Annotated in this window: 23 protein-coding genes and 1 tRNA gene; 8 read left to right on the top strand and 16 right to left on the bottom strand. The window is 59.2% G+C overall.

All coding sequences use genetic code 11. The features are described from left to right. Window positions 1-176: 176 nt before the first annotated feature. Window positions 177-371, bottom strand: a complete 195-nt coding sequence (locus ACA073_RS06750) for a hypothetical protein (protein ID WP_497402546.1) — start codon at window positions 369-371, stop codon at window positions 177-179. A 602-nt stretch (window positions 372-973) separates the two neighbouring features. Between ACA073_RS06750 and ACA073_RS06745 the strand changes: the two genes are divergently transcribed. Beyond that, window positions 974-1,258, top strand: a complete 285-nt coding sequence (locus ACA073_RS06745) for a DUF3077 domain-containing protein (protein WP_497402544.1) — start codon at window positions 974-976, stop codon at window positions 1,256-1,258. A 96-nt stretch (window positions 1,259-1,354) separates the two neighbouring features. On the opposite strand, the gene ACA073_RS06740 is transcribed toward ACA073_RS06745, so the two are convergent. The 5 genes from ACA073_RS06740 to dapA all read right to left on the bottom strand — a co-directional run bounded on the left by ACA073_RS06740 (window position 1,355) and on the right by dapA (window position 5,044). Further along, window positions 1,355-1,444, bottom strand: a tRNA-Ser gene (locus ACA073_RS06740). Window positions 1,445-1,527: 83 nt separating this feature from the next. Next, window positions 1,528-2,241, bottom strand: a complete 714-nt coding sequence (gene purC, locus ACA073_RS06735; RefSeq protein ID WP_008034929.1) for a phosphoribosylaminoimidazolesuccinocarboxamide synthase — start codon at window positions 2,239-2,241, stop codon at window positions 1,528-1,530. 28 nt (window positions 2,242-2,269) lie between these two features. Continuing rightward, entirely contained in the window at window positions 2,270-3,028 is a 759-nt protein-coding gene (locus ACA073_RS06730) for an MBL fold metallo-hydrolase (protein WP_008034928.1), read from the bottom strand. Between the two features lie 4 nt (window positions 3,029-3,032). Next, complete coding sequence (bamC, locus tag ACA073_RS06725; protein WP_497402542.1) at window positions 3,033-4,148, bottom strand: NlpB/DapX family lipoprotein; 1,116 nt, start codon at window positions 4,146-4,148, stop codon at window positions 3,033-3,035. A 17-nt stretch (window positions 4,149-4,165) separates the two neighbouring features. Continuing rightward, window positions 4,166-5,044 carry a 4-hydroxy-tetrahydrodipicolinate synthase gene (gene dapA / locus ACA073_RS06720; RefSeq protein WP_497402540.1) on the bottom strand — a complete coding sequence of 293 codons (879 nt, stop codon included), beginning with the start codon at window positions 5,042-5,044 and terminating at the stop codon, window positions 4,166-4,168. 328 nt (window positions 5,045-5,372) lie between these two features. On the opposite strand from dapA, the gene ACA073_RS06715 reads away from it, so the two are divergent. Together ACA073_RS06715 and ACA073_RS06710 are read left to right on the top strand one after the other, a co-directional pair. Next, entirely contained in the window at window positions 5,373-5,933 is a 561-nt protein-coding gene (locus ACA073_RS06715) for a glycine cleavage system transcriptional repressor (RefSeq protein ID WP_008034925.1), read from the top strand. Window positions 5,934-5,943: 10 nt separating this feature from the next. After that, window positions 5,944-6,417 (top strand): peroxiredoxin, encoded by a 474-nt coding sequence (locus tag ACA073_RS06710; RefSeq protein ID WP_497402538.1) that lies wholly within the window; start codon window positions 5,944-5,946, stop codon window positions 6,415-6,417. Window positions 6,418-6,543: 126 nt separating this feature from the next. On the opposite strand, the gene ACA073_RS06705 is transcribed toward ACA073_RS06710, so the two are convergent. Then, on the bottom strand, window positions 6,544-7,614 hold the full coding sequence (locus ACA073_RS06705) for an AI-2E family transporter (protein WP_461951457.1): 1,071 nt from the start codon (window positions 7,612-7,614) through the stop codon (window positions 6,544-6,546). Window positions 7,615-7,645: 31 nt separating this feature from the next. After that, a complete protein-coding gene (locus ACA073_RS06700; protein WP_028621876.1) occupies window positions 7,646-7,885 on the bottom strand; it encodes a sulfurtransferase TusA family protein in 240 nt (79 codons plus the stop codon). Window positions 7,886-7,984: 99 nt separating this feature from the next. Here ACA073_RS06700 and ACA073_RS06695 point away from each other — a divergent pair, with 99 nt between their 5' ends. Further along, complete coding sequence (locus ACA073_RS06695) at window positions 7,985-9,418, top strand: M48 family metalloprotease (RefSeq protein ID WP_497402536.1); 1,434 nt, start codon at window positions 7,985-7,987, stop codon at window positions 9,416-9,418. 170 nt (window positions 9,419-9,588) lie between these two features. Here ACA073_RS06695 and ACA073_RS06690 read toward each other — a convergent pair whose 3' ends face one another. From ACA073_RS06690 to rpoE, 4 genes are all read right to left on the bottom strand, one after another. Next, a complete protein-coding gene (locus ACA073_RS06690) occupies window positions 9,589-11,016 on the bottom strand; it encodes a DegQ family serine endoprotease (RefSeq protein WP_497402534.1) in 1,428 nt (475 codons plus the stop codon). Between the two features lie 181 nt (window positions 11,017-11,197). Continuing rightward, window positions 11,198-12,154 (bottom strand): MucB/RseB C-terminal domain-containing protein, encoded by a 957-nt coding sequence (locus ACA073_RS06685; RefSeq protein ID WP_497402532.1) that lies wholly within the window; start codon window positions 12,152-12,154, stop codon window positions 11,198-11,200. A gap of 8 nt (window positions 12,155-12,162) precedes the next feature. After that, entirely contained in the window at window positions 12,163-12,750 is a 588-nt protein-coding gene (locus ACA073_RS06680; RefSeq protein ID WP_077749615.1) for a sigma-E factor negative regulatory protein, read from the bottom strand. A gap of 30 nt (window positions 12,751-12,780) precedes the next feature. After that, on the bottom strand, window positions 12,781-13,362 hold the full coding sequence (rpoE, locus tag ACA073_RS06675; protein WP_003172477.1) for an RNA polymerase sigma factor RpoE/AlgU: 582 nt from the start codon (window positions 13,360-13,362) through the stop codon (window positions 12,781-12,783). A 558-nt stretch (window positions 13,363-13,920) separates the two neighbouring features. On the opposite strand from rpoE, the gene nadB reads away from it, so the two are divergent. Beyond that, window positions 13,921-15,537, top strand: a complete 1,617-nt coding sequence (gene nadB, locus ACA073_RS06670; protein WP_497402530.1) for an L-aspartate oxidase — start codon at window positions 13,921-13,923, stop codon at window positions 15,535-15,537. On the opposite strand, the gene ACA073_RS06665 is transcribed toward nadB, so the two are convergent. Both ACA073_RS06665 and ACA073_RS06660 read right to left on the bottom strand, forming a co-directional pair. Further along, window positions 15,506-15,958, bottom strand: coding sequence for a protein YgfX (locus ACA073_RS06665; RefSeq protein WP_497402528.1), 453 nt, complete (start codon window positions 15,956-15,958; stop codon window positions 15,506-15,508). The genes nadB and ACA073_RS06665 overlap by 32 nt on opposite strands. Continuing rightward, window positions 15,942-16,196: an FAD assembly factor SdhE gene (locus ACA073_RS06660; RefSeq protein WP_007944081.1), complete on the bottom strand. Its 255-nt coding sequence runs from the start codon at window positions 16,194-16,196 to the stop codon at window positions 15,942-15,944. The genes ACA073_RS06665 and ACA073_RS06660 overlap by 17 nt, the downstream gene beginning before the upstream one ends. A gap of 150 nt (window positions 16,197-16,346) precedes the next feature. Between ACA073_RS06660 and ygfZ the strand changes: the two genes are divergently transcribed. Together ygfZ and ACA073_RS06650 are read left to right on the top strand one after the other, a co-directional pair. After that, the gene (gene ygfZ, locus ACA073_RS06655; protein WP_497402526.1) at window positions 16,347-17,288 is read left to right on the top strand and encodes a CAF17-like 4Fe-4S cluster assembly/insertion protein YgfZ; all 942 of its coding nucleotides are present in this window, start codon (window positions 16,347-16,349) and stop codon (window positions 17,286-17,288) included. Window positions 17,289-17,322: 34 nt separating this feature from the next. Beyond that, complete coding sequence (locus ACA073_RS06650) at window positions 17,323-18,144, top strand: HDOD domain-containing protein (RefSeq protein ID WP_497402524.1); 822 nt, start codon at window positions 17,323-17,325, stop codon at window positions 18,142-18,144. A gap of 112 nt (window positions 18,145-18,256) precedes the next feature. Here the strand turns inward: ACA073_RS06650 and ACA073_RS06645 are convergent, their stop codons facing one another. Both ACA073_RS06645 and ACA073_RS06640 read right to left on the bottom strand, forming a co-directional pair. Continuing rightward, entirely contained in the window at window positions 18,257-19,645 is a 1,389-nt protein-coding gene (locus tag ACA073_RS06645; protein WP_497402523.1) for a sensor histidine kinase, read from the bottom strand. Beyond that, window positions 19,638-20,309: a response regulator gene (locus ACA073_RS06640; RefSeq protein WP_497402521.1), complete on the bottom strand. Its 672-nt coding sequence runs from the start codon at window positions 20,307-20,309 to the stop codon at window positions 19,638-19,640. The genes ACA073_RS06645 and ACA073_RS06640 overlap by 8 nt, the downstream gene beginning before the upstream one ends. 393 nt (window positions 20,310-20,702) lie before the next feature. On the opposite strand from ACA073_RS06640, the gene ACA073_RS06635 reads away from it, so the two are divergent. Then, complete coding sequence (locus ACA073_RS06635; RefSeq protein ID WP_497402519.1) at window positions 20,703-21,680, top strand: Bug family tripartite tricarboxylate transporter substrate binding protein; 978 nt, start codon at window positions 20,703-20,705, stop codon at window positions 21,678-21,680.

Genomic DNA, 21,680 nt, shown 5'->3' with positions numbered 1-21,680 from the left:
CGGCTACATCACGATGCAATGGCTCAATGCTTGCCTGATTCCTGCTATGTGCGGGCATTTTGCGTATTCCTTTGGGGCTCACGAGTCATGGCTGGTATGTGAACCGATGCTAGTAATGTGGGCTGCGCGATGGCAAAACTCAAGCGCGGCAATGTATGACTCTGCTGTCCTAGCGCTTAGAACTTAGTCCAAAAGCCTGCAACCGCGACAATGGCGGTCACGATACCCGCGCCTACCGCAAACGGGTACCAGATGGCTTCATGCTTTAGCTTGGTTTCTTCGGCCGTGAGCTTGCGAGTCTCAGCCAACAATTTTCGGATTTCGACCTGTAATTTATCGAGTTCTAAATTGTTGCGGTCATTTTGGAACATGAATCATCCTTTCGGGTTTTATCCGGCCCCCTAAGAGTTGCTTCCTGCGAAACCGGCAAAATCAATCGGACGCCAATCGCTGATTGCCAATTGTGCAGTCCGTTCTGCCTAGCACTATTTCCTATCTGCCAAGACATGAATAGCGGGTGACTCCGGTGGAGTTTGTAGGCAAAATCCGATAGTTGCGCATGAAAGCGCGTTAACCGCTTTTAAGGCGGGTCACCGTCTTGTTGCTCCACGTTTCGTCGAGATATTCTCCAGACATCGCTGGAAATCCAGCGATCGGGCTTGGTAACCCGACGAGTTGCGCAACAGCGCCCCCTTCACATTTTCTTGGGTGTTTTTACGCCTGAAAACTTGTGTTATGGCGGTTGTGCGCGGGACGCTTTCGGGCGTGCCGGTCTCCGTGACTCCCGGTTTACCAACCTGCGCACAGCTGCCACCCATTCGCTTGGTAACGAAAGGGCAGCTCTCTACGTCACGGAGCTAGACATGGACACTGTAAATCCGCACAAAAGAAGTCGTTCCCCTCAACGCAATTCCAAGTCGTCTAAAACCTCACAGTTCGACCTCACCTGCTGCCTCATTGAAGGAGGTGACAAATGAGCGACAAACCCGAGCTGACGACCATTGGCCTCACACCCTTCCACTATTGCTCCAACCAGCCGTTGTTTCGCGTAAATCCCGGCGTACCTGTCGGGAATGCTTTGGCGCAAGCATCTGACCTTCTGTACCTCGCCAAGCTGTTGACTGTCGATGCGGCTTACGCCAAGGACACAGATAGACATGCTTGGGCAGCGCATTACTTGACCGCCATGAGCAAGGCAATTGTGGATGATGTACACAAGGTGTTGACGAGATGGCCACCGGTGAATACCGACGCCTAGTACTTACTTGCAGGCGCCCCTAAAAACACCCTGAAAAAATCTACAGAAACGAAAAAGCCCCGTAGCTTATTCAGCTACGGGGCTTTTTCTATGTAATGGCGGAGAGATAGGGATTCGAACCCTAGGTACCGGTGAAGGTACAACGGATTTCGAATCCGTCCCATTCGGCCACTCTGGCATCTCTCCAACGGCGCGCATCATAACAACACTTTTGCTGGAAGCGAACCCCCTAAGCGAAATATTTCTGTGCTATCAGATGCTTGCGTCGATTAAAGCGGTACGCCCAGACGATTGGCGACTTCTTCGTAGGCTTCGATGACGTCACCGAGGCCCTGACGGAAGCGGTCCTTGTCCATTTTCTTGCCGGTGGCCTTGTCCCACAGACGGCAGCCGTCCGGGCTGAATTCGTCGCCCAGGACGATGGAGCCGTCGGAGAACACGCCGAATTCCAGTTTGAAGTCGACCAGCAGCAGGCCGGCGTCGTCGAACAGTTTGCTCAGGACTTCGTTGACCTTGAGCGACAGTTCTTTCATGCGAACCAGTTGCTCGGCGGTGCCCCAACCGAACGCCACGACGTGGGATTCGTTGATGAACGGGTCGCCCTTGGCGTCGTCCTTCAGGAACAGTTCGAAGGTGTAAGGGTTGAGCTTCATGCCTTCTTCGACGCCCAGGCGCTTGACCAGGCTGCCGGCCGCGTAGTTACGCACGACGCACTCGACCGGGATCATGTCGAGTTTTTTCACCAGGCATTCGTTGTCGCCCAGCAGTTTGTCGAATTGGGTCGGCACGCCGGCTGCTTCGAGTTTCTGCATGATGAAGGCGTTGAACTTGTTGTTCACCATGCCTTTGCGGTCGAGCTGCTCGATGCGCTTGCCGTCGAACGCCGAGGTGTCGTTGCGAAACAGCAGGATCAAGCGGTCAGCGTCGTCGGTCTTGAAAACCGATTTGGCTTTGCCGCGGTAGAGTTCTTCACGTTTTTCCATGATGGGCTCCGCTTGCTAAGTAGGTGGGCTAGGCGATATGTCGCCAGTCGAGCCCTGAATCTTGATCGGCCAGTTGCAGCCAGTCCGGGTCGCACCCGAGGGTGTCGACAAAACATTGCCGGGCCAGCTGCGGCAGGTTGTTCTTGCTGCTCAGATGGGCCAGGACCAGGTGTTGCAGGCCTTGCCAGCCCAACTCGGACACCAGGAATGCCGCCTGGTGGTTGTTCAAATGTCCCAGTTCACCACCCACCCGCTGCTTGAGAAAGTACGGGTAGTGACCGCGAGCCAGCATGTCACGGCAATGGTTGGCCTCGATCATCAACGCATCGAGGTCCCGATAGCCGTCCAGCACCTTGTTGCAGTATGAGCCCAGGTCGGTCAACAGGCCGAAGCGTCGCTCACCGTCACTGAACACATATTGCGTCGGTTCCTGTGCATCGTGGGCCACGGCAATGACGCCAATGCTCAGTGCGCCGATCTGCAGTTGCTCGCCGCCAGCCAGAAGGCCAGCCGGTTCAATCGGTTTGCGCATCCCGCGCAGGGTGCCGCGACTGAGGTAGACAGGCAGATTGTAGCGCCGAGACAGCAAACCCACGCCATGCACGTGGTCGGCATGTTCGTGGGTCACGAGTATCGCGCTCAGTTGCGCCGGGTTCACACCCAGGCGCAACAGGCGTTTTTCGGTTTCTCGCAGGGAGAAACCACAATCCACCAGCACATACGTATCAGCGCTGGCTATCAGCGTGCCGTTCCCTTGGCTACCGCTGCCGAGAACGGCAAAACGCATGTGATCAGCCCAGGTTGTCCTGAATCACGCTCAACACTTTGCGCGCCACGTCAGCCGGCGCCACGGTGTTGATGTTTTTCTCGACGGTGACCTGAACGGTATCCCCCACCTTGCTCAGGCGAACCTGATAACGCTCGGCACGGGCTTCAACTTCTTCCTTGCTCGGACCACTGCCGAGCAGACTGCCGAAGAAGCCAGGCTTGTCGTCTTTCTTCTCGGCTTTTTCAGACAGGTTGATGTAGTACAGGCCCAGGCTGCGGTTGATGTCTTCAACGCGCCATTCGCCCTGTTCCAGCGCACGACCGACGCTCGACCAGGCACGGTCCAGGTCGTTACCGACGTTCAGAACCGGGTTGCCGCTGCCGTCTTCGCTCAGGCTGACACGGCTTGGCGTATCGAAATCACGCGAAGCCAGCATCGAGACCGAACCGCCCTTCTCCGAAATGCGGCTCATGCTCGCGAGCATGTCGTCGACCAGTGCCGCGTCCAGGCCGCTGTTGACCGAACGGTTGGTGAAGGCCACGTCGGCGGTGCTGCCGGCAGGACGCTCGGCGCTGACCACATAGACTTCACTGGTGTTGCGCTGCACGCCTGGCTCGATACGGACCCGCACGCGGGTTTCGCTGTCAGCGCCGACACCGGCTGCGCTCAGGCGCTTGGCCATGGCTGCGGACAGTTCGTCGGAATGCTGCCAGGTGGTGGTGAATTCGCCGGTTTGCGGACGCTGTTCATCCAGACGGAAACCGTTGTCCTGGAAGAACTGCACAGCCACTGGCCAGACTTCGGCCGGCGGGTTCTGGGCGACGATCCAGCGAGAGTCACCGGTCTTCTGCAGCGAGTAGGCACTGGCGTCGGCAGCAGCGGACAGCGGTTGCGGGCGAGGCACGATGTATTCGCCCTTGGCGGTGTCGTCGGCCACGTTGCGCGGGATCGGCAGCAACGGATCCAGGTGTTTAGCGGTGCTGACGTCCGCTGGCAATTGCATCGGTGCAGTCTGTTGCGCTTCCAGGTAATCGCTACCACGGTCACGGAAATAACCTTCCGGGCCCCAGACCCATCCACAGCCACTGGTGCTGGAGATAATCAAGGCAAGTGCGGAAAGTCCGGCCAATCGCTTCATGCGTAGTGCTTCCTCAATTAAACCAGGACGCCGGACTGGCGCATGGCCTGCCGCAGCGGTTCGTGACAGGCAACGCTGAGCCAGGTGAGCGGCAGACGGATACCGTCCGGCATCAAGCCCATTTCATGCAGTGCCCATTTCACGGGGATAGGGTTGGATTCGATAAACAGGGTTTTATTGAGCGGCATCAGCTTTTCATGGATCGCACGGGCCGTGACGGCATCGCCTTTCAGGGCAGCGTTGCACAGGTCGGCCATGTCGCGCGGGGCAACGTTGGCGGTCACCGAGATGTTGCCTTTACCGCCGAGCAGGATCAGCTCGACCGCGGTGGCGTCGTCACCGGAGATCACCAGGAAGTCTTTGCTGACGCCGGCGAGGATGGCTTTGGCACGATCGAGGTCGCCGGTGGCTTCCTTGATGCCGATGATGTTTTTCACGGTCGACAGACGGATAACGGTCTCGGCCTGCATGTCGCATGCCGTACGGCCAGGCACGTTATAAAGGATCTGCGGGATATCGACGGCTTCGGCGATGGCCTTGAAGTGCTGGTACAAGCCTTCCTGGGTCGGCTTGTTGTAATACGGCGTCACCAGCAGGCAGGCATCGGCGCCGGCAGTCTTCGCATTGGTGGTCAGCTCGATGGCTTCACGCGTCGAGTTGGCGCCGGTACCGGCGATCACCGGAATGCGCCCTGCCACCTGCTTCACCACGTAACGAATCACTTCGATGTGCTCGTTCACGTCAAGGGTGGCCGATTCGCCTGTAGTGCCGACCGCCACGATCGCGTGGGTGCCGTTCTGCAGGTGAAAGTCCACCAGTTTGCTCAGGCTGTCCCAGTCGAGACGACCTTGTGCATCCATGGGTGTGACCAGTGCCACCATACTGCCCGCAATCATGCAACCGCTCCTGCCGGAAAAAGAGAGCCGTAATGGTACTGGCGCCAAGATGCTTGTACAAGCGAAGTACTGCGCTGCTGCCATTCCCCTTGGCGCTGCTTTTCGCTACCCTTCAGACTTTGATCGGTACTGACATGCTCGTACGCCGGGTTTCAGCCTCCATTTTCGGCATCACAAGCCCCGATCCAGCGTTGCCACCCTTCGCTCTTGCCTTAATGGAGCACGTTGCAACCTTCGGCCCGGGTTTTCTGAATTCGCATCCGCAGGCTCGCCCCCGGTAAAAAAAGCCCGTAGAAGTATCGACCGCTCATCGCTTTAGGAATGCTGCATGTCCACCCCCACAGTTCGCGAACAATTCCTTGTCATCAGTGCCCTCGGCGCCAACCCCATGGAGCTGACTAACGTCCTGTGCCGCGCCAGCCATGAAAACCGCTGCGCCGTGGTCACCTCTCGCCTGACCCGTCATGGCGAGTGCAGTGCGTTGATCCTCGAGATCTCCGGTAGCTGGGACGCCTTGGCGCGCCTCGAAGGCAGCCTGCCGAGCCTCGCCAAGAAGCACGCCTTCACGGTTAACGTGGTGCGTAGCGCGGCGCTGGAAAACCGTCCTCAGGCCCTGCCGTACGTCGCCTATGTCAGCTCGGCGTACCGCTCGGACATCATCAACGAGCTGTGCCAGTTCTTCATGGACCACAACGTCGAGCTGGAAAACCTGACCTGCGACACCTATCAGGCACCGCAAACCGGCGGCACCATGCTCAACGCCACGTTTACCGTGACGTTGCCGGCCGGCGTGCAGATCAGCTGGTTGCGCGATCAGTTCCTGGATTTCGCCGACGCGCTGAACCTGGATGCCCTGATCGAACCGTGGCGCCCACAAAACCCAATGTAAGGAAGCTTTCATGGCCGTTGCCATCGACCAACCGGTTGCCGACTTCGAAGCCCCCGCCACCAGCGGGCAGACCATCAATCTCGCTGGCCTCAAAGGCAAGCAAGTGGTGATCTACTTCTATCCGAAGGACAGCACGCCGGGTTGCACGACCCAAGGCCAGGGCTTTCGCGATCAGCTGAGCGCCTTTAAAGCGGCTAACACTGAAGTCTTCGGCGTGTCCCGCGACAGTCTGAAATCTCACGAGAACTTCAAGGCCAAGCAAGCGTTCACCTTCGAACTGATCAGCGACAAGGAAGAAGCGCTGTGCCAGCTGTTTGATGCGATCAAGCTGAAGAAGCTTTATGGCAAGGAATACATGGGTGTTGATCGCAGCACGTTCCTGATTGATAAGGATGGCGTGCTGCGTCAGGAATGGCGTGGCGTGAAGGTGCCGGGGCATGTGGATGCTGTTTTGGCGGCGGCTCAGGCGTTGAACAAGGCCTGATTAACTGGGCGTCTGTGACGACGCCTTCGCGAGCAAGCCCGCTCCCACAGGGACCGCATCAATCCTGTGGGAGCGGGCTTGCTCGCGAAGAGGACCTTAGCCTCGCCGAAAAATCGGGGTCATCCATCAAAGCAGAGGCGCCACCACCGGCTCCTTCCGCGGCCAGGCATCCAGCACCGCCTTGAACAGCGTCGCCAGCGGAATCGCAAAGAACACGCCCCAGAACCCCCACAACCCGCCAAACAACAGCACCGCGCAGATGATTGCGACCGGGTGCAGGTTGACCGCTTCCGAAAACAGCAGCGGCACCAGCACGTTGCCATCCAGTGTCTGAATGATCCCGTAGACCGCCATCAAATAGATAAACTGATCGCTCCAGCCCCACTGGAACAGCGCAATCAGCATCACCGGCACGGTCACCACCACAGCCCCGACATACGGCACCACCACCGACACACCCACCAGCAACGCCAACAACGCCGCGTAGTTGAGCCCCAGCACGACAAATCCGATGTAGGTCACGCCACCGCAAATGAAAATCTCGATGACCTTGCCGCGGATGTAGTTGGCAATCTGCCGGTTCATCTCATGGGCGACGCGAGTAATCAACGCGCGCTCACGGGGCAAGTAACCGCGAACCCACTGGCCAATCATTTCCCGGTCCTTGAGAAAGAAAAACACCAGAATCGGCACCAGGACCAGGTAAATCATGATGTTGACCAGCAGCGGCAGACTCGACAGCGAAAAGGTCAGCGCCCATTGACCGAACTTGCCGATCTCGCCCCGCGCCACTTCAATGGCCTGCAGCACCTGTTCGTCGGAGACCAGATGCGGATAGCGCTCGGGCAGTAGCAACAACAGCGATTGCCACTTGGCGAGCATGCCGGGCAACTCGTTGAACAGCGTGATCAATTGATGCCAGAGCAACGGCACCAGGACAATGATAAATACCAGCAAAACGCCCATGAACAAGGCAAAGACCAGCCCCACGGCCACACCACCCGGCACGCGCAGGCGTTCAAGCGTCACCACCAACCCCTGCATCAGATACGCCAGCACCATCCCGGCGAGCACCGGCGCGAGCATGCCGCCAAGGGTAAGCACAGCGGTGAACGCCAGAAACAGCAGAACCGCCAGCACCACCGCTTCTTCATCGGAGAAATAACGCTGAATCCAGTCGCGTAACACTTTGAACATCAATAATCCTTAGCAACGAACGCAGCAGTTTTCAGGCTTTTTTCAACCAGTAGCGGTAAACGCCCGCTTCATCTTCTTCACGAAGCAGCGTATGACCGGCCAATCGGGCAAAGGTGCGGAAGTCACGCTGCGAACCCGCATCGGTGGCGATCACCTTGAGCACCGCGCCGCTGGCCATGCGATTGAGTTCCAGCTTGGCCTTGAGCAACGGCAACGGGCAATTCAGGCCGCTGGCGTCCAGTTCGGCGTCATGGGCTACAGCGTCGGTCATTGCGTCACTCCGGGTCAGGTGGTCGAACGGCTTAGAATATCTGGTCCGAAGCGTACTGTCCGGCTACAGTAAGGTCTTTGTCGACTCAAGGCTTTGTGCATGACTTTTTTGCGCCCTACCCTGCTGACGCTCGCTTGCCTGCTCGCCTCACCGGGCTTCGCCGACGACCTGCCGTCACTCGGTGACGCCAGTTCTGCCATTGTCTCGCCGCAACAGGAATACCAGTTGGGTCGCGCCTGGCTGGCACTCCTGCGCAGCCAGGTTTCGCAGCTCAATGACCCGCAGCTCAAGGATTACGTCGAATCCAGCGTCTACCGCCTGGTGGAGACCAGCCAGGTCAACGACCGGCGCCTGGAATTCATCCTGATCAACAGCCCGCAACTCAACGCCTTTGCGGCACCGGGCGGGATTGTCGGGGTCAACGGCGGCTTGTTCCTCAATGCCCAGACCGAGGGTGAATACGCTTCGGTACTCGCTCACGAACTGGCTCACTTGTCGCAGCGCCACTTCGCCCGTGGCGTTGAAGCGCAACAGCGCATGCAGGTGCCGATGATGGCCGCGCTGCTGGCCGGGATCGTGATTGCCGCTGCCGGTGCCGGCGATGCCGGGATCGCGGCCATTGCGGGCACGCAGGCGGCGGCGATTCAGGAACAACGACGCTTTTCGCGCCAGAACGAACAGGAGGCCGACCGCATCGGCATCCAGAACCTGGAAAAGGCCGGTTACGATCCACGCTCGATGCCCACCATGTTCGAGCGGCTGGCGCGCCAGTACCGTTTTGACGCCAAGCCGCCGGAATTCCTGCTGACTCACCCGGTAACCGAATCGCGGATCGCCGACACCCGCAACCGCGCCGAGCAGGCCAGGCCGGGTGGCATTGAAGACACCATGCGTTATCAGCTGATTCGCGCACGGGTCCAGCTGATTTACGAAGAAACCCCAGGCCTGGGTGCCAAGCGCTTTCGCGCGCAGCTGGATGAGAACCCGAAGAACGATGTCGCACGCTATGGCCTGGCGATCGCCCAGATCAAGGGCGGCCAGCTGAACGAAGCGCGGGAAAACCTCAAGCTTCTGCTGGCCAAGTCACCGAACGAGATCATCTACAACCTGGCTCAGGTCGATCTGGACATCACCAACAATCGCCTGCCGGACGCCCAGACCCGGGTTGACCGGATGCTGACTCAGTATCCGGGCAACTATCCGCTGAACCAGGTGCGTGTCGACTTGTTGCTGAAGCAGAACCGTGCGCCGGAAGCGGAAAAAGCGCTGGAAAATCTGCTCAAAACTCGTCCGGATGATCCGGACGTCTGGTACATGGTGGCTGAAACCCGTGGCCTGTCAGGCAATATCATCGGCCTGCATCAGGCCCGCGCCGAGTACTTTGCACTGGTCGGCGACTACCGCCAGGCCATCCAGCAACTGGACTTCGCCAAGCGCAAGGCCGGCACCAACTTCCCACTGTCTTCGCGGATCGACGCCCGGCAACGGGAGCTGATGGAACAGGAGCGCATGATCAAGGACCTGATGGGCTGAGCCTTTTGTAGGAGCGAGCTCGCTCGCGAAAAATTCAAGGGCGCCGCGTTCATTCAGGTATTCCCCGTCTTCGTTAGCGACCATCGCGAGCACGCTTGCTCCTACGGTTTCCAGCAGGCACAAAAAAACCGCCTCTTTCGAGGCGGTTTTTTATTCAGCCGACAACCGGTTTATTCAGCCAATTTGAAGGTGATGAAGCTGGCGCGGTTCTGACGCAGAACCCGCATCGACACCGAGCGGTTCTTCGGCAGCGCCTTGGCGATATCGGTGAACTCCTTGGTGGAGCCAATCGCCTGATTGTTCAGGTGAGTAATAACGTCGCCTGGCTGCAAGCCAATCATGGAAGCAGGACCGTCCTGGACTTCCTTGATCACCACACCACCTTTGAGGTCGTAGGTTTTCTTCTGCTCGTCGGTCAGCTCGGCCACGGAAACGCCCAGGCGATTGCTGCTGCGCTCGATCGTCGATTTCGCCAAAGAATCCAGCTCTTTGCCTTCTTCCGGGATAGCGCCGACCGTCAACTCGACATTCTTGCGCTTGCCTTCACGAATCACTTCCAGATTGGCTTTCGAGCCGGCTTTCAGTGCACCCACCAGATGCGGCAGATCGGCGGACATGACGATCGGTTGACCGTTCATGCTCAGGATCACGTCGCCCACCTGCAGACCGCCCTTGGCAGCCGGGCCGTCGTCCTGGATCTGAGCCACCAGCGCACCGGCCGGTTTATCAAGACCGAACGACTCGGCCAGATCCTTGTTGACTTCCTGAATGACGACGCCCAACCAGCCACGGCTGACTTTACCGCCGCTTTTCAGCTGATTGGACACGTCCATCGCCACGTCGATAGGAATCGCGAACGACACCCCCATGAAGCCGCCGGAACGGGTGTAGATCTGCGAGTTGATCCCCACCACTTCGCCCGCCAGGTTGAACAGCGGACCACCGGAGTTACCCGGGTTGATTGGCACGTCGGTCTGGATGAACGGCACATAGTTTTCGTTCGGCAGGCTGCGACCGACGGCGCTGACGATACCTTGGGTGACGGTATGGTCGAAACCAAATGGCGAGCCGATGGCGACGACCCACTGACCGGCCTTCAGGTCCTGGGATTTGCCAAGTTTGAGAACGGGCAGATCCTTGCCCTCGATTTTCAGCAAGGCCACGTCGGAACGTGTATCGGTGCCGACCAGCTTGGCTTTCAACTCACTGCGGTCGGCGAGACGAACGAGAATTTCGTCGGCATCGGCGATCACATGGTTGTTGGTGAGTATGTAGCCGTCAGACGAGATGATGAAACCCGAACCCAAGGACTGGGCTTCACGCTGACGATCGCCGCGTGGTGTACGCGGTTGTGGCGGCATGCCACGCTCGAAGAACTCGCGCAACATCGGCGGCAAGCCTTCGAGGTCGGGCATCTGCTCGCTCACTTTGCGATCCGGCAGTTTCTGCGTGGTGCTGATGTTCACCACAGCAGGCGAGGCCTGTTCGACCAGTTGCGTAAAATCAGGCAATTCGACTGCTTGAGCAGCGACCGCCTGACCGAGCACCACTACAGTGGCAAAAATGGACAGGTAAGACTTCAAGCGTGGTATCGACATACGGCTCCCGTTACGACGAGCATGGTTAAGCGATATGGAGCAAGGAACACCGGGAACGATACGCCGGTATTTTTGTTCCGGGAACAACAAACAAGGCCAGAGCCGAGGGGCTCTGACCTATAAAAAATTCTGGGGATATTTGCAAATTGAAATGCTCACCAAACATTTCGATACCAGCTCACTACTGGGTTGCAGTGGCATTGGTGCGCATGGACAGCGCGATCCGTTCAGCGGTCCCTACCGGGATTTCACCGACCACGGTGACCATCATATCGCCTTGAGGCGTGGTCAAGCGTCGGGATACAGCAACGGTCGGCCCGAGCTGAGTGCGAGTATCGATGACGGTTGCACCATTCAGCGGCTCGAGGAACACCGAGAAACGAGCCAGACCATCGTCATACAGCAGACTGTTGACCTGGGTTTTGGTCTCTGGATCCTTGCGCGAGGTGCTGCTGGTCAGCTCGAAGCCTGCTGGCAACCATTCTGAATGCCAGGTCTGGGCGACCTTGACTGCTGAAGCCTTGTCGCTATCGAGTGCGATGACTTTGCAGTCACTGCCCGGCTGAAGATCACTGTCGGAAGGTACACCGGAGGTATCCAGCTGCGTGAACTGGAAGCGTTCCAGCAACTGTCCTTTGTCATTCAGGAGCAAAGACTTGAGCGGCAAACCGGTTTCTTTGTCCAGATGCAGTTCAAAACCGTAACGGTGCTGATCACGAGGCGTCAGGGAAACGATGACCGCCGCACGCCCGGCCACACGCGACTTGCCGATGACGGCAAGGTTGTACCAATTCTTTAGCTTTTGTGGATCGAGTGCACGAGCAGCGGAGTTGGGGGAGTCCCCGAGTCCTGCGATCAGGGTGCCGCTGACGCATTGAGTATGCCCATCAATGCGCACGACTTCCTGCGCAGAGCCATCGAGCTGGAGTAAACGCTCGCTGACCTTGCCATCCTGGACGCGGTGCCAGATGTTGTGGGTAGAAAAACTACCGTTTCGCTCGTAGACAAAAGTACCGTGAAAGCTTTGCTGTTGCTCGGCCCGACCAAGACGGGTCAACCAGTCCTGGGCTTCATCGGCGTGGGCTGGAACAATGAACCAGCCACTGAGCAGAAGCGAAAGTAGAGGTATGGCGCGCATGATCCTCCTTAACGGTTTTCCAGGCTTGCTGCACGAGCGTAAGGCAGAGCGCTCTCAGTACCTTTCAATGCAGCCTGTTGAGCATGTTGGCGCAAGTAACCAGGCAAACGTTGATCGTGCCAGCCGGGCTGACCTTGCAATACGCCGTTGGCCATAGGACCAGTGGCTTCCGAACTCTCATTATAGCCTGCCAATACAGCTGGACCCTTGACCTGAGGAACGGCCAGACCCGGTTGGCTGGATTGCTGTGCCAGTTCTACGCCAGCGATCTCGTCCTGGTTGTACAGACGAACACCTGCCAATACGGCCACGGTGACCGAAGCTGCGACTGCCAGACGACCCAGGCTGCGCCATGGACCACGGGAAGCTTTTGCCGGTACGGCTTCGTCAGCCAGCGCAGCGGAGACTGCCGCGGCGATATCCAGGCGTGGAAGCAGCAGATCCTTATGCATCACTGCACGAGCAATCTGATAACGAGCCCATGTTTCACGGGTTTCAACATCGTCAAAGGCATTCAATACCCGACGCAATTCCAATTCGTCCGCTTCGTTATCCATCACTGCGGACAGCGATTCCTGCAGGGCTTCACGACTCATGGCGTTCCTCTCTTGGCTGTCGCCGCTGTCTCAGTTTTCCTGCAACAACGGCTGCAGGGCTTTATCGATGGCCTCCCGAGCGCGGAAAATCCGGGAGCGCACGGTGCCCACCGGACATTGCATGACGCTCGCAATGTCCTCGTAACTCAGACCATCGAATTCACGTAAAGTTAAAGCCGTACGCAAATCTTCTGGCAGTTGCTGAATGGTTCGATGGACGGTGCCTTCGATCTCATCCCGCAGCAATGCACGCTCTGGCGACTCGAGATCCTTGAGGCCATGATCGCCATCGTAGAACTCTGCATCCTCGGAACTGACATCGCTATCCGGCGGCCGACGGCCGCGTGAAACCAGATAGTTTTTCGCCGTGTTGATGGCGATGCGGTAAAGCCACGTATAAAACGCGCTGTCTCCGCGAAAATTTCCAAGCGCACGGTATGCCTTTATAAAGGCTTCCTGTGCCACATCCTGGGCTTCATGGGTGTCGTGCACGAAACGCACGATCAACCCGAGAATTTTGTGCTGGTATTTCAGCACTAGCAGATCGAAAGCTCGCTTGTCGCCGCGCTGAACGCGTTCGACGAGCTGCTGATCCTCTTCCTGGGTTAGCATGAACTCTCCTCGATAAGCTCGGAGGAAGCTTGCATAACTAAACAACCAGACTTGCAAACATAGACTCGGGCTTTTCGCAAAAGTTCTCCCCCTCCAAGCAAGTTTCCTGCGGGCTCTGATTTGGCACGCACGAAAAGCGCAGCTCGAGTTAACCCGGCTGCGCGAATAATCTTGTCATCGGATTCGCCGGCAAGGATCAAACCGCAATCCCGCACTGAAGCCGACACTGTCCCTTGATTCAGGCAACGGTCTATTGATCTTGGGCCTTTGGCAAAAGTTCCAAATATTTATAGCTGCACCAGACCGACATTGTGCAACCCTGAACGGAAAAAGACTGTTAAATCTACGATACAGTGGCCTTGTCGCCGAACGGGTCGAAAAGCCATCCGACGAAGCGTCAGGGCTATTCTGTCACTGTAGTTTCACAATGCCATGTTAGCCCGGCTATTGTGCCGCTCCCCCCCTCTATATACTAGTGGGCTGTGTGGCCGCCCTGACTCGCCGTTCCTGTAGTCTGGCGCCAACCCCGACCCGGGTCGCTTTGAGCGGAATCCTGAAATGAGCCAACAGTTTCAACATGATGTTCTGGTCATTGGCAGCGGTGCAGCCGGTTTGAGTCTTGCGCTGACCTTGCCCGATCACTTGCGTATCGCCGTACTGAGCAAAGGCGATCTCGCCAATGGCTCGACTTTCTGGGCCCAGGGCGGTGTCGCTGCCGTTCTGGATGACACCGATACCGTTGAGTCCCACGTCGATGACACCCTCAATGCCGGCGGCGGCCTGTGCCACGAAGAAGCCGTGCGCTTTACCGTCGAGCACAGTAAAGAGGCCATTCAATGGCTGATCGATCAGGGCGTGCCGTTCACCCGCGATGAGCAATCCGGCACCGAAGACGGGGGGTTCGAGTTTCACCTGACCCGCGAAGGCGGTCACAGCCATCGGCGCATCATTCACGCCGCCGATGCCACGGGCGCAGCGATTTTCAGAACCCTGCTCGACAAAGCCAGACAACGGCCCAACATCGAACTGCTGGAACAGCGCGTCGCGGTCGATCTGATCACCGAAAAACGCCTGGGCCTTGAAGGCGACCGCTGCCTCGGTGCCTACGTGCTCAATCGCGGCACAGGCGAAGTCGACACCTACGGTGCACGCTTTGTGATCCTCGCGTCCGGTGGTGCAGCCAAGGTCTACCTGTATACCAGCAACCCCGACGGCGCCTGCGGTGATGGCATCGCCATGGCCTGGCGTTCGGGCTGCCGGGTGGCGAACCTGGAGTTCAACCAGTTCCACCCGACCTGCCTTTATCACCCGCAGGCCAAGAGTTTCCTGGTCACCGAAGCGTTGCGAGGCGAAGGCGCACACCTGAAACTGCCCAACGGCGAACGCTTCATGCAGCGTTTCGACCCGCGCGCCGAGCTTGCGCCACGTGACATCGTCGCCCGGGCGATCGACCATGAGATGAAGCGGCTCGGTATCGACTGCGTCTATCTGGACATCAGTCACAAGCCGGAAGCGTTCATCAAGACGCACTTCCCGACGGTGTACGAGCGTTGCCTCGAGTTTTCCATCGACATCACCAAGCAACCGATTCCGGTCGTTCCAGCGGCACACTACACCTGCGGCGGCGTGATGGTCGATCAGCAAGGCCGCACCGACGTGCCGGGGCTGTATGCGATTGGCGAAACCAGTTTCACCGGCCTGCACGGCGCCAACCGCATGGCCAGCAACTCGCTGCTGGAGTGCTTCGTTTACGCACGCTCGGCAGCAGCAGACATACTTGAACAGTTGCCGCAGGTTTCGATTCCCGTCGCCCTGCCCGCCTGGGACGCCAGCCAGGTCACCGACTCGGATGAAGACGTGATCATTGCGCACAACTGGGATGAATTGCGGCGGTTCATGTGGGACTACGTCGGCATCGTGCGCACCAACAAGCGCCTGCAACGGGCGCAGCACCGCGTGCAGTTGTTGCTGGACGAAATCGACGAGTTCTACAGCAACTACAAGGTCAGCCGGGATTTGATCGAACTGCGTAACCTGGCCCAGGTCGCCGATCTGATGATTCAGTCAGCCATGGCGCGCAAGGAAAGTCGCGGCCTGCATTACACCCTCGACTACCCGAACCTGCTGCCGGTTGCGCTGGACACTATTCTGGTGCCGCCCACCTACGCCGACTGAACGTGAGCCGAACCCGCAGGCGTCGGTGCAAGTCCGCCGCCTGCGAATCCCGTGGCACGCAAATCGCCCGGACTCGCCGCTCGTCGCGCAGACGAAAACGCAGCACCACGACCAACGGCAATGCCAGGCTGTCCCGTCTCAATTGAACCGCCTGCCAACCGGCCGCCTGATTCCACACCTGCCAGCCATCCGCATCGCGACGCAAGCCGCGAAACGCCTGTGGATGTGTCAGCAAAATCTGTCGCGGCAATGCCCAAATGCCATGCATCAGACAGCAAAAGGCGCCGAGCAAACTGGCCCAGACCGGGATGGAAAGAAAAAACAACGAACCCAGCGCGAACAGCTGGGCCAACAGATACGCCGCCAGCAACTGCCGTGAGGCATGCCAGCGGCATTCGAACGCATTACTTGGGCTGGACACGATCCAGGATCATGCGAACCATGCGCTGAAGCTCCGGATCTTCCGATTCGGCGCGTTCCATGAACCAGCCGAACATGTCCTGATCTTCGCACTCGAGCAGCTTGCGGTAGCAGTCGCGGTCGACATCATTGAGGTGCGGGTAGACCTCTTTCACGAACGGCACCAACAACACGTCAAGTTCAAGCATGCCGCGGCGGCTGTGCCAGTAGAGGCGATTCAGTTCTACATCTTCGACCATGGAGCGCTCCTCAAATAGGCGGCAAGTATACAGCCCCCGACACCATCGAACAGTCGGCTTTGGTCGGGCACTGCCGACCTTTTGTGAACTACCCATTTCATGGGCGCCCCCTTATGATGTCCCCCAGACTCTTCTTTCCTGCGATGACCCATGGCCGATTCTGCTTTTTTCTGCACCCTGTCTCATGAAGGCGTTCTCGCGGTCCGCGGTGCGGATGCCGCTAAATTTCTGCAAGGCCAGCTGACCTGCAACCTCAATTACCTGAGCGACACCCAGGCCAGCCTCGGCGCACGCTGCACTCAGAAAGGCCGGATGCAATCGAGTTTCCGCATCCTGCTGCAAGGTGACGGTGTGCTCATGGCCATGGCCAGCGAGCTGCTGGAACCGCAACTGGCGGATCTGAAAAAGTACGCGGTGTTCTCCAAATCCAGACTGACTGATGAAAGCGCCGCATGGGTCCGCTTCGGCGTCGACCATGGCGATGCCGCCCTGACCAGCCTCGGTCTTGTACTGCCGGCAGACACCGACAGCGTTGCACGCAATGACGGGCTGATCGCTGTCCGCGTCTCTGCGGACCGTGCCGAACTCTGGGTCACCGCCGATCAGGCCGACGCCATCAAGGGCAAGCTGTCCGCCCTGTTGACCGAAGGCGATCTCAATCAATGGCTGCTGGGCCAGATCCGCGCAGGGATCGGTCAGGTCATGCCGAGCACCCGCGAGCTGTTCATTCCGCAGATGCTCAACCTGCAAGCCGTCGGTGGCGTGAGCTTCAAAAAGGGTTGCTACACCGGCCAGGAAATCGTCGCGCGGATGCAATACCTGGGCAAACTCAAGCGTCGCCTGTATCGCCTGAGCCTCGAGGGCGGCGAACTGCCGGAACCGGGCACCCCGCTGTTTTCCCCGACCCACGGCAGCTCTATCGGCGAAGTGGTGATCGCCGCACGCGCCGGGCAAAACATTGAACTGCTGGCCGTGCTGCAAGCCGAAGCAGCAGAAAGCGGTGATGTCCATCTGGGCACACTCGAAGGGCCGGCCCTGCACCTGCTCGACCTGCCTTACGAACTGGATCGCGATCGCGAAATCCAGCGTTAACGGCAGCACTTGTCGCAACCCCTAGAGAAAAAAAATGAGTGATCTGGCGGATAAGGTCCAACAGGATTTGGTTGAGGCCATCGATAACGATGACCTGGTTCTGCCAACATTGCCGGAAGTGGCCCTGCAGATTCGCAAGGCCGCTGAAGACCCGGAAATCAGTGTCAGCACCCTGAGTAAAGTGATCGGCCGTGACACCGCGTTGTCGGCGCGCCTGATCAAAGTGGTCAACAGCCCGCTCCTTCGCGCGACCCAGGAAGTCACTGACTTGCACACGGCCATTACGCGCCTGGGCGTCAACTACAGCAGCAACCTGGCCATTGGCCTGGTCATGGAGCAGATTTTCCACGCCCGTTCCGACGTGGTGGAGAAGAAGATGCGCGATGTCTGGCGCAAAAGCCTCGAAATCGCTGGCGTCAGTTACGCGCTGTGCCGCAGTTACACGCAACTCAAACCTGATCAGGCGGCTCTCGGCGGGCTGGTGCATCAGATTGGCGTGTTGCCGATCCTGACCTACGCCGAAGACCATTACGAACTGCTGTCGGACCCGGTCAGCCTGAACCATGTGATCGACCAGATTCACCCGTTGCTCGGCGACAAACTGCTGCGGGTCTGGGAGTTTCCGGAAATGCTGGTTCAGGTGCCGGGGCTGTATCTGGACTTCAAGCGTGAGTCCGGGCGCGTCGACTATGTGGATCTGGTGCAGGTGGCCAGTTTGTATTGCCACAAGGACACCGACCATCCCATCGCCCGTATCGACCCGCTCAGCGTGCCGGCGTTCAAGAAGCTGGGGATCGATCCGGAGAACGCGGCGATGTGCAGGGATCTGGAAGAATCGCGGTCGATGTTTTACTAGCCGAGACCGCAGCGCGCCCTTCGCGAGCAAGCCCGCTCCCACAGGTATCTATGCAACACCAGACATCCCTGTGGGAGCGGGCTTGCTCGCGAAGAGGCCAGTACAAACACCATCACTCTCCCGCAATAAAACTCACCCGCACCTTCAACCCCGCCTGCTCGCCATCGTGCAGACTGATCTGCGCCAAATGCGCACGGCAGATCTCGCCGACAATCGCCAGCCCCAATCCCGAGCCGGCGACTTGCTGGTTGCGGCGATAGAAGCGCTCGAACACCCGATCGCGTTCTTCAAGAGGAATCCCCGGCCCATCGTCCTCGACCTCCAGCACCGCCGGCGCCGAGACCCGCAGGATCACATTGCCGCCGGGCGGTGTGTGGGCCAGCGCGTTATCCACCAGATTGCTCAAAAGCTCATTCAACAGCGTCGGCTCACCGCGCAGCCATACCGGCTCATCCGCCTCCAGCGCCAGCGCGACACCTCGGGCATGGGCCAGCGGCGCCATGGCCATGCCGAGTTCGCGGGCCAGTTGACTCAGGTCCAGCAATTGCGCGCCGCCCTCGGCGATCGCCCGGGCACCGTTCTCGACCCGCGCCAACGAAAGCAGTTGATTGGCCAGATGGGTCAAGCGGTCCGTGCCCTGGGCCGCCGTTTCCAATGTGTTGCGCCAGGTGTCGGGCTCGGTCGAGCGCAGGCCCAGTTCAAGTCGAGCCTTGAGCGCGGCCAGTGGCGTACGCAGTTCATGGGCGGCATCGGCGATGAATTGCGCCTGTCGCTCGAACTGCTCGCGCAGGCGCTCGGTAAAGTGATTGAGCGCGCGCACCAGCGGCCACAATTCGTGCTGCACTTCCACCAGTGGCAGCGGCCGCAGATCGTCGGACTGCCGTTCCTCCACCGCCGTGCGCAAACGTTCCAATGGACGCAACGCCGCACTCACTGTAAACCACACCATCAGCAATGCGCCGACCGCCAGCATGCCCAAACGCAGCAACGTGTCCGCCGCCAGGCTGCGGGCCATGCTCACGCGCGCCTCATCGGTTTCCGCCACGCGGATTTCCGCCATGCCGTTCATGTTCGGCTCGCTCACGGGTTTGAGCAGGCTCACCACCCGCACGTTCTGCCCCCGGTACGTCGCGTTGTAGAAACGTGCGAGCGCCGGATAGTCGTCGGTACGCGGCGTGCCGGGCGGCGGAGGCGGCAGGTTTTCGTAACCGGAAATCAGCTTCTGATTGATGTCATTGACCAGATAAAAAATTCGCCCGGCGCTGTCGTAGGCGAAGGTATCGAGGGCCACGTAGGGCACGTCGGCACTCAGGCTGCCATCGCGCTGGGACACCCCGGCGGCGATGGTTCGCGCCGAGGCCAGCAAGGTCCGGTCGTACGCAGTGTCGGCAGCTTCACGCCCGTTCCAGTAAGCGCTCAAACCACTGGCCAGCATCAACACCACCAACAACAGCGCGAGGTTCCACAGCAACCGCCAGCGCAGGCTGCTGGGCTTATGCATCGCGGCTTTCCAGCAAGTAGCCGAGACCACGGAAGGTCACGATGGCGACCGGTTGGCCGTCGAGCTTCTTGCGCAAGCGATGGACGTAGATTTCGATAGCGTCGGGGCTGGCTTCTTCGTCCAGACCGAACACCTGGGCAGCCAGTTGTTCCTTGCTCATCACCCGACCTGGACGCGCGATCAGGGCTTCAAGCACCGCCTGTTCGCGGGAAGTCAGGGTCAGCAATTCTTCGCCAAGGGTGAAGCGCCGGGTGTCCAGATCGTAAGCCAGCACGCCGCATCTCTGCAGTCGTTCACCGCCGAGCACGCTGCGGCGCAACAAGGCTTTGACCCGCGCTTCGAGCTCGGTCAGTTCGAACGGTTTGGCCAGGTAATCGTCAGCGCCGAGGTTCAGGCCATGCACCCGGTCCTTGACGTCGCTGCGGGCGGTCAACATCAGCACCGGCAGGTTCTTGCCCCGGGCCCGCAGGCGCGCCAGCACTTCGAAACCATCCATGCGCGGCAGGCCGACGTCGAGGATCGCCATGGCGTATTCCTCGCTGCTCAACGCCAGGTCGGCGGCCACGCCGTCATGCAGCACATCCACGGTCAGCCCGGTGCTCTTGAGCGCCTGGGCGACACTGTCGGCGAGTTGCAGATGGTCTTCGACGAGCAGAACACGCATGGATCTTTACCTCATTCAGGGATGTTCGACGCCATTCTTTGGCGCGGAGTTTACAGCCGCATCCGCCGCTGTGAAGCCCGAAAACCGTGAAAGTCCGCTGAAAGGTTAGTGAAAGGTTCGACCGTTAGAGTCGGCCCACGGATGGTTTCGACTGCGAGCCATCGATCGTGCTTTGAAATGTAGCTCCCGAAAAACGCCTTGATGCGTTTTCGCCAATAAGAACAATAACGAGGTGCTTCGCCATGCTGTCCACACAGCTCCAGATTTGCCCGCCCCATCCCTTTTCTCGCTCCCCATCGTTTACGCTCGTCAGCGCCGTTGCCGGCTGCGCGAAGCGAAACCGCCGCATCTGAAACATCCCCAAAAAAAACAACAACTCCCGTGGAGACAACAATGAATCGATCACTGCGCCGTTTCGCCCTCGCCGCCAGCTGCATGCTGTTTGCCGGCCAACTGCTGGCCGAGCCTAAACGCCCGGAATGCATCGCCCCGGCCTCGCCCGGTGGCGGTTTCGACCTGACCTGCAAACTGGCGCAGAGCGCGCTGGTCAACGAAAAGCTGCTGACCAAACCGATGCGCGTGACCTACATGCCCGGCGGTGTCGGCGCGGTGGCGTACAACGCGGTGGTTGCTCAACGTCCAGCCGACGCCGGCACGCTCGTGGCGTGGTCCAGCGGTTCATTGCTGAACCTGGCCCAGGGCAAGTTCGGTCGTTTCGATGAAACCAACGTGCGCTGGTTGGCCGCCGTCGGCACCAGCTACGGCGCCATCGCGGTGAAAAGCGATTCGCCCTACAAGACCCTGGACGATCTGGTTCAAGCGCTGAAGAAAGATCCGAGCAAAGTGGTGATCGGTTCCGGCGGCACCGTCGGCAGCCAGGACTGGATGCAAACCGCGCTGATCGCCAAGGCTGCCGGGATCAACCCGCGCGACTTGCGCTACGTCGCCCTCGAAGGCGGCGGTGAAATCGCCACCGCCCTGCTCGGCGGCCACATTCAGGTCGGCAGCACCGACATCTCCGACTCCATGCCGCATATCCAGAGCGGCGACATGCGCCTGCTGGCGGTGTTCTCCGAGAAGCGTCTGGACGAGCCGGAGATGAAAGACATTCCGACCGCCAAGGAACAAGGCTACGACATCGTCTGGCCGGTGGTTCGCGGTTTCTACCTCGGGCCAAAAGTCAGCGACGAAGACTACGCCTGGTGGAAAGAGGCCTTCGACAAACTGCTGGCGTCCGAAGACTTCGCCAAGCTGCGCGATCAGCGTGAACTGTTCCCGTTCGCCATGACCGGCCCGGAGCTGGACACCTACGTGAAGAAGCAGGTCGCGGACTACAAAGTGCTGGCCAAAGAGTTCGGCCTGATTCAGTGA

It is taken from the genome of Pseudomonas sp. LBUM1670 (assembly GCF_059695695.1).
This window is presented reverse-complemented; position numbering and strand designations above follow the sequence as displayed.

Bases quoted from the DNA above. Each gene is read 5' to 3' on its own strand.
- ACA073_RS06745 (WP_497402544.1), top strand. From the start codon at position 974: ATGAGCGACAAACCCGAGCTGACGACCATTGGCCTCACACCCTTCCAC.
- ACA073_RS06695 (WP_497402536.1), top strand. From the start codon at position 7,985: ATGACTTTTTTGCGCCCTACCCTGCTGACGCTCGCTTGCCTGCTCGCC.
- ACA073_RS06730 (WP_008034928.1), bottom strand. From the start codon at position 3,028: ATGCGTTTTGCCGTTCTCGGCAGCGGTAGCCAAGGGAACGGCACGCTG.
- ACA073_RS06710 (WP_497402538.1), top strand. From the start codon at position 5,944: ATGGCCGTTGCCATCGACCAACCGGTTGCCGACTTCGAAGCCCCCGCC.
- nadB (WP_497402530.1), top strand. From the start codon at position 13,921: ATGAGCCAACAGTTTCAACATGATGTTCTGGTCATTGGCAGCGGTGCA.
- ACA073_RS06690 (WP_497402534.1), bottom strand. From the start codon at position 11,016: ATGTCGATACCACGCTTGAAGTCTTACCTGTCCATTTTTGCCACTGTA.
- ACA073_RS06660 (WP_007944081.1), bottom strand. From the start codon at position 16,196: ATGGTCGAAGATGTAGAACTGAATCGCCTCTACTGGCACAGCCGCCGC.
- ACA073_RS06705 (WP_461951457.1), bottom strand. From the start codon at position 7,614: ATGTTCAAAGTGTTACGCGACTGGATTCAGCGTTATTTCTCCGATGAA.
- ACA073_RS06680 (WP_077749615.1), bottom strand. From the start codon at position 12,750: ATGAGTCGTGAAGCCCTGCAGGAATCGCTGTCCGCAGTGATGGATAAC.
- ACA073_RS06635 (WP_497402519.1), top strand. From the start codon at position 20,703: ATGAATCGATCACTGCGCCGTTTCGCCCTCGCCGCCAGCTGCATGCTG.
- ACA073_RS06700 (WP_028621876.1), bottom strand. From the start codon at position 7,885: ATGACCGACGCTGTAGCCCATGACGCCGAACTGGACGCCAGCGGCCTG.
- dapA (WP_497402540.1), bottom strand. From the start codon at position 5,044: ATGATTGCGGGCAGTATGGTGGCACTGGTCACACCCATGGATGCACAA.
- ACA073_RS06715 (WP_008034925.1), top strand. From the start codon at position 5,373: ATGTCCACCCCCACAGTTCGCGAACAATTCCTTGTCATCAGTGCCCTC.
- rpoE (WP_003172477.1), bottom strand. From the start codon at position 13,362: ATGCTAACCCAGGAAGAGGATCAGCAGCTCGTCGAACGCGTTCAGCGC.
- bamC (WP_497402542.1), bottom strand. From the start codon at position 4,148: ATGAAGCGATTGGCCGGACTTTCCGCACTTGCCTTGATTATCTCCAGC.
- ACA073_RS06750 (WP_497402546.1), bottom strand. From the start codon at position 371: ATGTTCCAAAATGACCGCAACAATTTAGAACTCGATAAATTACAGGTC.
- ygfZ (WP_497402526.1), top strand. From the start codon at position 16,347: ATGGCCGATTCTGCTTTTTTCTGCACCCTGTCTCATGAAGGCGTTCTC.
- ACA073_RS06640 (WP_497402521.1), bottom strand. From the start codon at position 20,309: ATGCGTGTTCTGCTCGTCGAAGACCATCTGCAACTCGCCGACAGTGTC.
- purC (WP_008034929.1), bottom strand. From the start codon at position 2,241: ATGGAAAAACGTGAAGAACTCTACCGCGGCAAAGCCAAATCGGTTTTC.
- ACA073_RS06685 (WP_497402532.1), bottom strand. From the start codon at position 12,154: ATGCGCGCCATACCTCTACTTTCGCTTCTGCTCAGTGGCTGGTTCATT.
- ACA073_RS06645 (WP_497402523.1), bottom strand. From the start codon at position 19,645: ATGCATAAGCCCAGCAGCCTGCGCTGGCGGTTGCTGTGGAACCTCGCG.
- ACA073_RS06650 (WP_497402524.1), top strand. From the start codon at position 17,323: ATGAGTGATCTGGCGGATAAGGTCCAACAGGATTTGGTTGAGGCCATC.